We start from the raw sequence: 13,185 nt of genomic DNA, 5'->3' as shown, positions 1-13,185 counted from the left end.
AGGGTATAACTATTAAACAGTTAGGGTGGGGACAATGAAGAAAAAGACAAAAAAATGGGCTGGTGTATTTTCAGTATTACTGAGTAGTTCGCTTGTGTTATCTGCTTGTGGAGGACAGGAGGATACGGCTTCTACAGAACCAGTAAAAAAGCAGGATTTAAAAGACTCTAAGATTGAATCAATTCCAGCTACAGATAAAAAGAAAAGTCCAGAGAAAGCAAATCAACGAAAAGATACTTTCATTACAGCCATTTCTAAGCCAGGGGGAGTTTTCCTTCCGTATTTCCAAGATAATGGTTGGGATGGAAATGTAACGTCGGTTATTTTTGCTTCATTAGTAACAACAGACAAACAAAGTAAACCTGTTCCGGATCTTGCAGAAAAATGGGATATTTCTGCTGACCAGTTAACATATACATTCCATTTGCGTAAAAATTTAAAATTTAGTGATGGGTCGCCTCTAACAGCGGATGACGTAGCATTTACATTAACACTACTTCATGATAAAGCGTATGAAGGTGGATTGGATATTGCTCAGTATGCTGTTAAAGGTGGGAAAGAATATAAAGAAGGAAAAGCAACTTCTATTGAAGGAATCCAAGTTGTTGATCCACAGACAATTAAAATTACAACTGAAAAAGTTAATTCACAGGCGCTAACGAATTTAGGTGGCCCAGTGCTATCAAAAGCTTATTATGGAAAAGATTATAAACAAAATACAAGTTTAGACTATTTAAAAGCATTATATGGGCAACCAATTGCAGCGGGTCCATATAAATTTGAAAAATATGTTCCAGGTCAAGAAGTCCGCTTTGTTGCTAACGAAAATTATTATGCAGGTAAACCAAAAATTAAAAACTTTATTTACAAAATCACATCAGGTGATACTGGATTCCAATTATTCCAAACAGGTGAACTGGACTATAGTGGGTTTAGAGCGAACCCTGAAAATATAGACCAATTAAAAGGATTAGAGTTTGCAAATATTAATCTTGAATCATCAAGTGATATTGCTTATATCTATGTAAATAATAAGAAGTCGTATTTGAAAGATAAAAAGGTACGCCAAGCACTTACTTATGGATTAGACCGTAAGAAGTATGTGGATACAGCTTTACAAGGCTATGGCTCTGTCGCTAACGTACCAATTGCTCCAGTTTCATGGGCATATACAGAAGAAGGTATTAATAAATATCCGCATGACGTAGAAAAGGCTAAAAAATTATTGGATGAGGCTGGTTGGAAAGTAGGTTCTGACGGGGTTCGTGAAAAAGATGGTCAAAAATTAAAATTAACATACTACGCATCAAATACAGGTAAAACAAATGACATCTTTATTCCGATTGCAAAAGAAAGTTACAAAGAAATTGGTGTTGAATTAAATCCAGAGTTGATGGACTTTAATACGATGCTTTCAAAAGTAGGAAAAGGTGACTACGATTTAGCGGCAGTTTCAACACCAGGAATTAGTGATCCAAGTGAAGTTGTAAGTGAGTACTTATCAACTAATCCAAAAAGTGATACGGGTTATAATAATCCGAAAGTAGATGATTTGATTGTAAAAGGTATAGGAACGACAGATATTGAAAAACGTAAAGCGATTTATAAAGAGCTGTATAAAGAGTTAAGTGATGATCCACCAGTTATTTTATTAAACTATCGTAAACTACTTTATGCTCATAATGCACGTATAAAAGGAATTGATCCAGAAAAGTACGATAGCATCAGTTCCAACTTACCAGTGTTATCTATTGAACAATAAGGGTTGACCTAAATAATAGAAGACGTTTTTTCACACAGCAATGGAATGGTAGCTGTTTTGAAAAAATGTTCTTCTATTTTTAAGTAAATAGGATTGGGGAGACAAAAGGTGAAAACATATATCATTCGTAGGTTTCTACAAATGATTCCTACATTGTTTGGTACGTCTATTATTATCTTTTTCTTATTTGCACTCTTACCGGGTGATTATATCGATTCAAATCCAAAATTAACACCAGAGAGAGCTCAAGAATTAAGAGAGTTGTACGGTTTAAATAAACCGATTATTGAAAGGTATTTTCATTGGTTAGTGAATGCTTTGCATGGTGATTTTGGATTTTCTTTACAGTATCAAGAACCGGTAACTTCATTACTTAATAAATTCATTTGGAATACATTTATTGTTGCTGCTGCAGCTTTATTTTTCACTTGGATTATTGCTCTTATTATTGGGGTTATTTCTGCAACAAAGCAGCATTCTTGGTTTGATAGATTGGTAACAATCGGTGTCTTTGCAGCAATGTCATTTCCATCATTCTTTATCGGACTATTTTTAATTAAATTATTAGCAGTTGATTTAAAGTTATTACCTATTGGTGGCATGATTGATATTGGGAGTAACTCAACGGGGATAGCATACATATTAGAAGTATTACGTCATATGATTCTACCTGTATTTATTTTAACGCTTCTTGGTGTAGGATCGTTAACACGCTATTTTAGAACCGGCATGTTGGATGTTATTAGGCAAGATTATATTCGTACTGCTCGTGCAAAAGGTTTAAAAGAAAGGACCGTTATTTATAAACATGCATTGAAAAATGCAATTTTGCCAGCAATTACATTACTCGCTTTTGAATTACCGGGTTTATTTTCAGGAGCTATTATTATTGAACAGATTTTTAATTGGCCAGGGATTGGGAGTATTCAATTAGAAGCATTAAACTTCCGTGATTATACGGTATTAATGGCCTTTACAATGTTTCTTTCTTGTTTAACAATTATGGCTAATTTCTTAGCTGATATTGTATATGCGTTTGTTGATCCAAGAATTCGATTGAAGTAAGGGGGGGAAGATATGGAGACTATTACACCCATAATAGAGAAAAAGAAAGAACGGAAAAAAAGAAATGAATCATCACCATGGCGCCAAGCGTATAAAAAAATCAAGAAAAATAAGATGGCACTGTGTGGCTTATACGTTTTAATATTTATGTTTTTATTTAGTTTTATTGGTCCAATCTTTTCACCGTATGCTGATGGGAAAGTACAAGTAACACAAATTAATAAACCACCCAGCCTGTCACATTGGCTTGGGACAGACCAGTTGGGACGGGATATTTTAACTAGACTTATGCAAGCAGGGCGTATTTCATTAACAATCGGTTTAGCGTCGATGCTACTATCCGTTATACTAGGAGCTCTATTAGGAGCAATTGCTGGTTTTTATCGAGGAGTTGTAGATCATTTAATTATGCGTGTTGCAGATGTGTTAATGTCCATTCCAGGATTACCACTACTTATTATAATGGGAGCAATTTTATCAGAATGGAAATTACCATCGGAGTACCGTTTATATGTTGTAATGATTATTTTAAGTTTAGTAGGATGGCCAGGACTTGCCCGTCTTGTGAGAGGACAAATTTTAACATTGCGGGAGCAAGCCTTTATGCAAGCGGCAGATGTATTAGGATTAAAAGATTCTCGAAAAATCATTCATCATCTAATTCCTAACGTTTTTCCGTTACTTATTGTTGTAGCAACTCTGGGTGTGGCTGGATCTATTTTAAGTGAGTCCGCGCTAAGCTACTTAGGTCTCGGCGTCGTCCCACCTACACCATCATGGGGGAACATGATTAGCGCAGCTAACTCATTAATTGATTTCCAAAAGCGTCCGTGGTTATGGATTCCGCCTGGTTTTGCAATCTTTATAACAGTTGTATCAATTAATTTACTTGGTGATGCACTTCGTGATGCGTTAGATCCAAAGATGAGACGGTAGGTGAGAATGTATGAGTAAAGCGGTAGTAGAGCTAAAAGACTTACAAACACACTTTCAAACAGAGGAAGGGACAGTGAAGGCTGTAAACCATGTTAGCTTTGCTGTTCGAGAAGGTGAAACGGTTTGTGTAGTAGGAGAATCAGGTTGCGGGAAGAGTGTAACGGCTTTATCTATTATGGGGCTTATTGCTGAATCTGGCAGTGTAGTAGGTGGAGACATTTTATATGAAGGAAAAAGTCTTTTAGGAATGAAAGAGAAAGAACTTCGTAGTTTACGAGGCAATGATATTGCGATGATTTTCCAAGAACCGATGATATCGCTAAATCCCGTCTTCACTGTAGGTGAGCAAATTGTAGAAACGCTAAGGGAGCATGAATTACTTAGTAAAAATGAAGCATATAAGAAAGCAATTGAGTTAATTCGTAAAGTTGGCATAGCCCGTGCTGATGAAATTGTTCATTCTTATCCGCATGAACTGAGCGGTGGGATGTTACAACGTATTATGATTGCTGTTGCGCTTAGTTGTAATCCTAAGTTATTAATTGCAGATGAACCAACAACAGCTCTTGATGTTACGATTCAAGCTCAAATATTGGATTTACTAAGACAAGTGAAAGAAGAATTTAAAACGTCGATCTTATTAATTACACATGATTTAGGTGTCGTAGCAGAAATGGCTGATTACGTTGTCGTTATGTATGGCGGGAAAGTTATTGAAGAAGCTCCAGTACTAGAGATATTCCAAAATCCAAAACACCCTTATACGAAAGGATTGTTGAAATCAAAACCAGTAATGGGAAAACGAATAGATAAACTATATTCTATTCCAGGGCAAGTTCCGAATTTAGTTGGTTTAGGTGAGTTTTGCTACTTTAGTGGGCGTTGTGAGCATCGTATGGAAATATGTGGAAAAGAAGTCCCGAATCTAAATGTAAATGATGAAAATCATAAAGTAGCTTGCTGGTTATATGAGGAGCGTGCGGAACAATGAGTGAACCATTATTAGAGGTGAAAAACCTAAAGACATATTTTCCAATTAAAGGTGGCATATTTAGTAGAACGATCGGGCATGTAAAAGCAGTTGATGGAGTAAGTTTTACTATTAATAAAGGTGAAGTGTTTGGTCTCGTTGGTGAATCAGGGAGCGGAAAAACAACGATAGGAAAAACAATTTTACGTCTCGTTCAAAAAACGGAGGGGGAAGTGAAGTTTAAAGGGAAAGATGTTCATTCTTTATCCAAGGATGAATTGAGAAAACATCGCCCTAATATGCAGCTCGTTTTCCAAGATCCATTTAGCTCATTAAATCCGAGAATGAGAATTGGTGAAGCGCTTGGAGAGCCGATGTTGGCCCACGGATTAGCGACGAAAGAAAATGTTCGTGAAAAGGTAATTGAAGTATTGGAGTTATGTGGCTTAGCTCCTTATCATATTGACCGGTATCCCCATGAGTTTTCTGGTGGACAACGTCAGCGTATCGTAATCGCAAGGGCTATGGTATTAAATCCAGAATTCATTGTAGCTGATGAACCTGTGGCGGCACTAGATGTATCTATCCAAGCACAAATTATTAATTTATTTAGTGAGTTACAGGAGAAAAAGGGATTATCTTATTTATTCATTTCACATGATTTGAGTGTAGTAGAACATTTATGTACGAAAATCGGAATTATGTATTTAGGTACAATTGTGGAGACGGCGCCGCGTGATGAGTTATTTACCAATCCGCTACATCCGTATACAAAAGCATTGTTATCAGCTGTTCCAATACCAGATCCAACAGTGAAGCGAGAGCGAATTATACTAGAAGGGGATATTCCAAGTCCAGCAAGTCCACCTTCGGGTTGTCGTTTTCATACACGTTGCCCGTTTGCAACTGATGTTTGTAAAAAAACAATACCAGAATTTCGTAATGTTGGTGATGATCATTTTGTTTCTTGTCATCATGTATAAAAAAAGGACTCTTTCAAATTGAAAGAGTCCTTTTTTTATTTACTAGATGAAGTTTGTTTCAATACAAATTGCTCGATTGCATGAGAAACACCATGTTCATTGTTTGTTAATGTTACAACATCACATAGTTTTTTTACATCTTCTTCAGCGTTGCCCATTGCAACAGATAAGCCTGCTACTTCTAACATTGGTACATCATTAAAATTATCACCAATAGCAACTGTATCTTCAATAGGGATATTAAAATGAGCTGCCATCTGCTGTAGCCCGTTTCCTTTATGTCCATTCTTATCCATAATTTCTAAGTTAGTAGGGGCTGATGCTGTAACCATAATATCAGCGTCTTCTTGTAACACGCTTAATAGCTGTGCGCGATGCGCTGCATTAAATGTTGAAATGAAGAATTTAGATATTTCTAGTTCTTGGTTATTTACAACATCTTCTATTTTTTTGAAATCAGTAATTAGGTTCGATTTCTTTTGCTTTTCTGTAATTCGTTCAAGCTCCTCTAATGTAACATCGAGCGCATGCTTATTTTCTTCGAACGCTTGCATCACTTGATCTTGCCATGTATATGGAGAATAAACTCCTTTATTCGTATATAGCTTATATGGGAAACCGTCAGATTCTAGTAATTTTGCAAGTTTGTACACTTTGTCGTTTTGTATACAACGAGAGTTAATTACTTTTCCATCTACATAAACAATAGCCCCATTGCTTGCTCCGACTGGAAGAGATAATTTATATTCTTCCAATAGCTTTAAAGCATCCTCTTTCGCACGACCAGAACAAATCATTACAATATGGCCAGCTTCTTGTGCAGTTTGGATTGCTTGTAGGTTTTCTTTGGAGATTTCAAGATTAGATGATAGTAGTGTACCATCCATATCTAATGCGATTAATTTCAAAATGACCACCTCTTTGTTTTTATTATACATAGTTATATAGAGGAAACATATAAACTTATCTTGGAAAGACGGTATTTTACCTCATATTAAAAGTAAGTAAAGATTAGATAGGTTTAGTGTTACTAAATAAACTGTTTGTAACAAAAATAGAGAGGAGGATGACTACATTTCACTTTATGACTATAATATTACAAGAATGTTACAAACATGAGTTTAGTGAAAAGCGCATTAAATAAAGGTTTTTAGGTATTATTATAAAAAAACGTAAAAAAAGTGTAATAAATTTTACGTTATTATATTGCAACGTAACAATAGTTATGTTACATTAATGTTACAAACGTTACGTTATCAAATTTAATGTAACGTTAACATAAAAACTATGAAATAAACATTTCTTAGAAATTACATATAGATAACTTATGAAAAGGGAGGATAAATGATATGAAAGAGCAAGTATTACAAGTAACAAAAGGTGACTTCGTAGGATCAGCAAGTGGGGCGGTAGTATTAACAGCATTAATCGTATTTCTATCAAGCGTATTAGTATAATAGAAGTTTTGTAACAAAAGAAAAAGAAGGGAGAATGAAAGATATGAAAGAGCAAGTATTACAAGTAACAAAAGGTGACTTCGTAGGATCAGCAAGTGGGGCGGTAGTATTAACAGCATTAATCGTATTTCTATCAAGCGTATTAGTATAATAGAAACTTTGTAACAAAAGAAAAAGAAGGGAGGATAAATGATATGAAAGAGCAAGTATTACAAGTAACAAAAGGTGACTTCGTAGGATCAGCAAGTGGAGCGGTAGTATTAACAGCATTAATCGTATTTCTATCAAGCGTATTAGTATAATAGAAACTTTGTAACAAAAGAAAAAGAAGGGAGAATGAAAGATATGAAAAAGCAAGTATTACAAGTAACAAAAGGTGACTTCGTAGGATCAGCAAGTGGAGCAGTAGTATTAACAGCATTAATCGTATTTCTATCAAGTGTATTAGTATAATAGAAGTTTTAAATCAAACAAAAATGGAAGGAGAATGAGGGATATGAACAGTGAACAAGTGTTTCAAGTAACAAAAACAGATTTATTAGGATCCTTAGGTGGAGCGGTAATATTAACATCATTTATTCTATTCCTTGCAAGTGTATTAGTATGATATATATAAATACAATTATTCAAAAAAAATAAAGACTCTAACGTATTAGTAAGTATTTAATATGTTGGAGTCTTTTTTATTTTCTTCTTATATACCTTCAAGTATTAAAGTTACCTCATTATTTAGCATTCATGAATAATTAGACGCTGCGGTTGAAACTTGATTCAATGAATAATCAAAAATCCACTGAGTAAAACCCCGATTGGTGAGGGCTGATTAAAGTTTAACTTTATTTCAAAGAGAAAAAAGTCGAATTTTATATGTAAGAAAAAAAGAGGAATTTGACAGAAAAGATAGAAAATTTTAAAGGTCAGAATTTGTTAGCTTGCTAACTAATTTCTATTTATTTATGTTGGAAGCGTTTTCGGTTGGTATTAAGTATGGACCATTTAATCTATTTACAGGGGGATGAAGATATTATGAAACAAAAATCTATGGATACGCTAGCTGCACAAATGGAGGACTTTTTTCCAGTACGTGATGTAGATCATTTGGAATTTTACGTAGGGAATGCAAAGCAATCGAGTTATTATCTTGCGAGAGCATTCGGATTCAAAATTGTGGCTTACTCTGGATTAGAAACTGGAAACCGTGAAAAGGTATCTTATGTTCTTGTGCAAAAAAATATGCGTTTCGTTGTGTCTGGAGCTTTAAGTAGTGAAAATCGTATTGCAGAGTTTGTAAAGACTCATGGTGATGGCGTGAAGGATGTGGCACTACTTGTTGATGATGTTGATAAAGCATACTCAGAAGCAGTGAAACGTGGTGCCGTCGCAATTGCTCCACCAGAGGAATTAACAGATGAGGACGGTACATTGAAAAAAGCAGTTATTGGTACGTATGGTGATACAATTCATACGCTTGTAGAGCGTAAAAATTATAAAGGGGCATTTATGCCAGGATTCCAAAAGGTAGAGTTTAATATTCCATTTGAAGAGTCTGGCTTAATTGCTGTCGATCATGTAGTTGGTAATGTTGAAAAAATGGAAGAGTGGGTTAGTTATTACGAGAATGTCATGGGCTTTAAACAAATGATTCATTTTGATGATGACGATATTAGTACAGAGTATTCGGCGTTAATGTCGAAAGTTATGACGAATGGAAGCCGTATTAAGTTTCCGATTAACGAACCAGCAGACGGAAAGAGAAAGTCACAAATTCAAGAGTATCTAGAATTCTATAATGGAGCTGGTGTACAGCATCTTGCTTTATTAACAAGTGATATTGTTAAAACGGTTGAAGCGCTTCGTGCAAATGGGGTGGAGTTTTTAGATACACCTGATACTTATTATGATGAGTTAACTGCACGAGTTGGAAAAATCGATGAAGAAATTGATAAATTAAAAGAATTAAAGATCTTAGTAGATCGTGATGATGAAGGTTACTTACTACAAATCTTTACGAAACCAATTGTCGATCGCCCAACTTTATTTATTGAAATCATTCAACGTAAAGGTTCTCGTGGATTTGGTGAAGGAAACTTTAAAGCGTTATTCGAATCAATTGAAAGAGAACAAGAGCGTCGCGGAAACTTATAAGATTTATATCCACCAGCAAAAGTCCCTTTGCTGGTGGAAATTTCATTTTTATAAGGAGGAATCAGGATGAAATTTGTTACATTTCGTCTTCCTTCAAAAGAAATACGGGCTGGATGGCTTGAAGGTGACAAAGTAATAGATATGAATCTTGCTAGTGAAGGGAAAATCCCTTCTTCTATGATGGCTTTTTTAGAGAGAGCTGATGAGTATGTAGAAGTAGTACGGAATATTAAGAATCCAAATAAGGGTATATATGCTTTAGAAGAAGTACAATTGACAGCTGCTCTTCCTAATCCGAGTAGTATTCGAGATTTTTACGCATTTGAACAACATGTAAAAACAGCTCGTGGACGAAGAGGACTAGATGTTGTGCCTGAATGGTACGATATTCCGGTTTTTTATTTTACTAATCATCGTGCTGTAATTGGTTCCGGTGATTTTGTAATTGGTCCGAAAAAGTCTAAAAAGCTTGATTATGAGCTGGAGATTGCTTGCGTCATAGGAAAAGAAGGGCGAAATATTTCTCGTGAGCAAGCAGAGGAATATATTTTTGGTTATTGTATTATGAACGACTGGAGTGCGAGAGACTTACAAGCAACAGAAATGAAAGTAGGTCTCGGTCCGGCGAAAGGAAAGGACTTTGCAACTTCGTTAGGAGCACATCTTGTTACGAAAGAGGAATTAGATGTTTATCGTAATGGTGATCGATATGATTTAGAAATGACTGCTCATGTAAATGGAAAACTATTATCAAAGGGAAACTGCCAAGATATTTACTATACATTTGCTGAAATGATTGAACGTGCTTCAGAGGACGTGACGTTATATCCAGGAGATGTGATTGGTTCTGGGACAGTAGGAACAGGCTGTATTTTAGAACTTGGTACAGAAGAGTGGCTACAAGATGGAGATGTTGTAGAGCTGTCGATTACTGGTTTAGGTACACTACGTAATACGATCAAAAAAGAAAAGGAAGCGGGTGATGGGCATGTTTTATCGTCACATGGGAGAACTACCTCATAAACGACATGTACAATTTCGTAAAAAAGATGGATCGCTTTATCGTGAACAGGTAATGGGAACGAAAGGATTTTCTGGTACGCAGTCCATTTTGTATCATCACTATATGCCAACAGAAGTAGGTCATTCTGCATTATCGCATTCTTGTCAGTTGCAGTATGAAGAGGATGTTGCTCTTTCTCATCGCCACTTCCGAACGAAAGAAAATAAAAAAAGTGGTGATGCAATAAGTGGACGAAATTTCATACTTGGAAATGAAGATTTGTTAATTGGAGTAGTGAGCCCAACAGAAAAAATGGATTATTTCTATCGTAATGGTGATGGCGACGAAATGTTATTTGTTCATTATGGAACAGGGAAAATTGAAACGATGTTTGGAACGATTCACTATAGAAAGGGCGACTATGTAACGATCCCAATTGGAACGATTTATCGTGTTATTCCAGATGAAGGAGAGACTAAGTTTCTCGTTGTAGAGGCAAATAGCCAAATTACAACGCCGCGTCGTTATCGAAATGAATATGGACAATTGTTAGAGCATAGTCCGTTTTGTGAAAGAGATCTTCGTGGTCCAGAAAAATTAGAGACATATGATGAAAAAGGCGAGTTTGTCGTAATGACAAAATCAAGAGGCTATATGCATAAACATGTTTTAGGACACCACCCGTTAGATGTTGTTGGATGGGATGGCTATTTATATCCGTGGGTATTTAATGTAGAGGATTTTGAACCAATTACAGGGCGCATTCATCAGCCACCGCCAGTACATCAAACATTTGAAGGGCATAATTTTGTTATTTGCTCTTTCGTACCACGTTTATACGATTATCATCCAGAGTCAATTCCGGCACCATATTATCATAGTAATGTTAATAGTGATGAAGTTCTTTACTATGTAGAAGGAAACTTTATGAGTCGCAAAGGTGTGGAAGAAGGTTCTATTACACTTCATCCGAGCGGGATTCCCCATGGGCCGCATCCGGGGAAAACAGAGGCAAGTATAGGGAAGAAAGAGACACTTGAATTAGCTGTTATGATAGACACATTCCGTCCGCTTCGTATTGTAAAACAAGCACATGAAACAGAAGATGAAAAGTATATGTATAGCTGGATTGAACAAGGTTCATATACTGTGAAATAAGTAAAAAAAGGCATGCTCTCAATAAGGGAGCATGCCTTTTTTTGTGGAATCGACATGTATAATAATACCAAAAAGAGTTGTCGAAAGATATATAGAAAGAATGATAAGGATAGTGCATATTCAGAAGAATTTCTACTTGTTTCGACAAAAGTATTGACTAGGAAAAGCGTAATGAGTAAAATAAAAAAGCGAATTAAAAATTTTCAGAAAATTTAAAACTTGGAGGAGTGAAAGATGAAGCAAATTTTTCAAAAGAAGCCAATTGCAAAGTTAATGCAAGAAAGTAAGCAAAAAACGTTAGCGAGAACATTGGGCGCGCTAGATTTAACTATGCTTGGAATCGGAGCAATTGTTGGAACTGGTATTTTTGTTCTAACGGGTGTTGTGGCAGCGAAACATTCTGGGCCAGCTATTATATTATCATTTGCGATTGCCGCGCTAGCTTGTGCCTTTGCTGCATTTTGTTATGCTGAATTTGCTTCTTCAGTTCCTGTATCGGGCAGTGTGTATACGTATACATACGCGACGATGGGGGAAGTATTCGCATTTTTAATTGGCTGGGACTTAATGCTTGAATATTTACTTGCTACATCTGCTGTAGCAAACGGTTGGTCTGCATATTTTCAATCTTTATTAAAGGGGTTTGGAATCCACATTCCGACTATTCTCTCCTCGGCTCCTGGTACAGGAAAGGGTGGAATAATTGATCTACCTGCAGTTCTAATTATTTTAGTGATGACAGTTCTTTTATCTAGAGGTGTTCGTGAAAGTGCACGAGTAAATAACATTATGGTATTTATTAAAATAGCAGTTGTTCTTATTTTTATTTTTGCTGGTTTTAATTATGTGAAACCTGAAAACTGGACGCCTTTTATGCCATTTGGTTTAGATGGTGTAATGGCTGGAGCGGCCACAGTATTCTTCGCATTTATAGGATTTGATGCAGTTTCAACAGCGGCAGAAGAAGTGAAACGTCCGCAACGTGATTTACCAATTGGTATTATTGCATCGTTATTAATTTGTACAGTTCTTTATATCGTTGTTTCGCTTATTTTGACAGGAATTGTTCCATACGGCCAGCTAAATATATCAGATCCAGTTGCTTTTGCACTGCAATTTATTGGACAAGATGGCTTAGCGGGGGTAATTTCAGTAGGAGCAATTACAGGGATTACAACAGTAATGCTAGTTATGATGTATGGGCAAGTTCGTGTTTCTTATGCGATGAGCCGAGATGGTTTATTACCGAAGCGTCTTGCTAAAGTTCATCCGAAATTTAAAACGCCATTTTTAAATACATGGACAACGGGAATTATTGCGGCACTGATTTCAGGATTAATAGATTTAAATGTTTTAGCACATCTTGTAAACATGGGGACATTGTCAGCATTTGCACTCGTAGCTGTTGCGGTAATTGTAATGAGAAGAACCCATCCAGACTTACCAAGGGCATTTAAGGCTCCGCTTGTACCATTTTTACCAGCATTAACGGTGATTTTCTGTTTATACTTAATGCTTCAATTATCGGGGACAGCATGGATTAGTTTTGGGATATGGATGGTTATTGGTATAGCGGTTTACTTCTTATATAGCCGAAAACATAGTGCTTTAAATAATAGTAAAAAAGAAGAAGATGTTGCGAATTTATAAGCGGAAAAATCCATTCTAATTCTGTTAGAATGGATTTTTTTATTTGAAAATTTACA

At 35.8% G+C, this 13,185-nt stretch carries 15 protein-coding genes; 14 read left to right on the top strand and 1 reads right to left on the bottom strand.

The genetic code is table 11. The features are described 5' to 3' along the window. The first annotated feature begins 34 nt into the window (after positions 1-34). The 5 genes from ACTJJY_RS14325 to ACTJJY_RS14305 all read left to right on the top strand — a co-directional run bounded on the left by ACTJJY_RS14325 (position 35) and on the right by ACTJJY_RS14305 (position 5,716). Complete coding sequence (locus tag ACTJJY_RS14325) at positions 35-1,762, top strand: ABC transporter substrate-binding protein (protein WP_000730676.1); 1,728 nt, start codon at positions 35-37, stop codon at positions 1,760-1,762. A 108-nt stretch (positions 1,763-1,870) separates the two neighbouring features. Next, on the top strand, positions 1,871-2,827 hold the full coding sequence (locus tag ACTJJY_RS14320; protein WP_000860687.1) for an ABC transporter permease: 957 nt from the start codon (positions 1,871-1,873) through the stop codon (positions 2,825-2,827). 12 nt (positions 2,828-2,839) lie between these two features. After that, positions 2,840-3,763 (top strand): oligopeptide ABC transporter permease, encoded by a 924-nt coding sequence (gene opp4C, locus ACTJJY_RS14315; protein ID WP_000447957.1) that lies wholly within the window; start codon positions 2,840-2,842, stop codon positions 3,761-3,763. Positions 3,764-3,773: 10 nt separating this feature from the next. Then, positions 3,774-4,754 (top strand): ABC transporter ATP-binding protein, encoded by a 981-nt coding sequence (locus ACTJJY_RS14310; protein ID WP_440605775.1) that lies wholly within the window; start codon positions 3,774-3,776, stop codon positions 4,752-4,754. Beyond that, positions 4,751-5,716, top strand: coding sequence for an ABC transporter ATP-binding protein (locus tag ACTJJY_RS14305; protein ID WP_098125797.1), 966 nt, complete (start codon positions 4,751-4,753; stop codon positions 5,714-5,716). Before ACTJJY_RS14310 ends, ACTJJY_RS14305 begins: the two co-directional genes overlap by 4 nt. Positions 5,717-5,751: 35 nt before the next feature. Here the strand turns inward: ACTJJY_RS14305 and ACTJJY_RS14300 are convergent, their stop codons facing one another. Continuing rightward, the gene (locus tag ACTJJY_RS14300) at positions 5,752-6,624 is read right to left on the bottom strand and encodes a Cof-type HAD-IIB family hydrolase (protein ID WP_440605774.1); all 873 of its coding nucleotides are present in this window, start codon (positions 6,622-6,624) and stop codon (positions 5,752-5,754) included. A gap of 441 nt (positions 6,625-7,065) precedes the next feature. Between ACTJJY_RS14300 and ACTJJY_RS14295 the strand changes: the two genes are divergently transcribed. From ACTJJY_RS14295 to ACTJJY_RS14255, 9 genes are all read left to right on the top strand, one after another. Beyond that, positions 7,066-7,173, top strand: coding sequence for a DUF3948 family protein (locus ACTJJY_RS14295; RefSeq protein ID WP_000664237.1), 108 nt, complete (start codon positions 7,066-7,068; stop codon positions 7,171-7,173). A gap of 34 nt (positions 7,174-7,207) precedes the next feature. Continuing rightward, on the top strand, positions 7,208-7,324 hold the full coding sequence (locus tag ACTJJY_RS14290) for a DUF3948 family protein (RefSeq protein WP_000654250.1): 117 nt from the start codon (positions 7,208-7,210) through the stop codon (positions 7,322-7,324). Between the two features lie 43 nt (positions 7,325-7,367). Continuing rightward, complete coding sequence (locus ACTJJY_RS14285) at positions 7,368-7,475, top strand: DUF3948 family protein (RefSeq protein ID WP_000664237.1); 108 nt, start codon at positions 7,368-7,370, stop codon at positions 7,473-7,475. Between the two features lie 34 nt (positions 7,476-7,509). After that, positions 7,510-7,626, top strand: coding sequence for a DUF3948 family protein (locus ACTJJY_RS14280; RefSeq protein WP_440605773.1), 117 nt, complete (start codon positions 7,510-7,512; stop codon positions 7,624-7,626). Between the two features lie 43 nt (positions 7,627-7,669). Then, positions 7,670-7,780: a DUF3948 family protein gene (locus tag ACTJJY_RS14275; RefSeq protein WP_001083691.1), complete on the top strand. Its 111-nt coding sequence runs from the start codon at positions 7,670-7,672 to the stop codon at positions 7,778-7,780. Between the two features lie 419 nt (positions 7,781-8,199). Further along, a complete protein-coding gene (gene hppD, locus ACTJJY_RS14270) occupies positions 8,200-9,318 on the top strand; it encodes a 4-hydroxyphenylpyruvate dioxygenase (protein WP_000810920.1) in 1,119 nt (372 codons plus the stop codon). 66 nt (positions 9,319-9,384) lie between these two features. Further along, the gene (locus tag ACTJJY_RS14265; protein WP_440605772.1) at positions 9,385-10,341 is read left to right on the top strand and encodes a fumarylacetoacetate hydrolase family protein; all 957 of its coding nucleotides are present in this window, start codon (positions 9,385-9,387) and stop codon (positions 10,339-10,341) included. After that, complete coding sequence (locus tag ACTJJY_RS14260) at positions 10,307-11,479, top strand: homogentisate 1,2-dioxygenase (protein WP_014481934.1); 1,173 nt, start codon at positions 10,307-10,309, stop codon at positions 11,477-11,479. Before ACTJJY_RS14265 ends, ACTJJY_RS14260 begins: the two co-directional genes overlap by 35 nt. 234 nt (positions 11,480-11,713) lie before the next feature. Next, positions 11,714-13,129, top strand: coding sequence for an amino acid permease (locus ACTJJY_RS14255; protein ID WP_000809361.1), 1,416 nt, complete (start codon positions 11,714-11,716; stop codon positions 13,127-13,129). The last annotated feature ends 56 nt before the right edge of the window (positions 13,130-13,185 follow it).

The sequence above is a fragment of the Bacillus sp. 22475 genome (assembly GCF_052044835.1).
Taxonomy (GTDB): Bacteria; Bacillota; Bacilli; order Bacillales; family Bacillaceae_G; genus Bacillus_A; species Bacillus_A cereus.
This window is presented reverse-complemented; position numbering and strand designations above follow the sequence as displayed.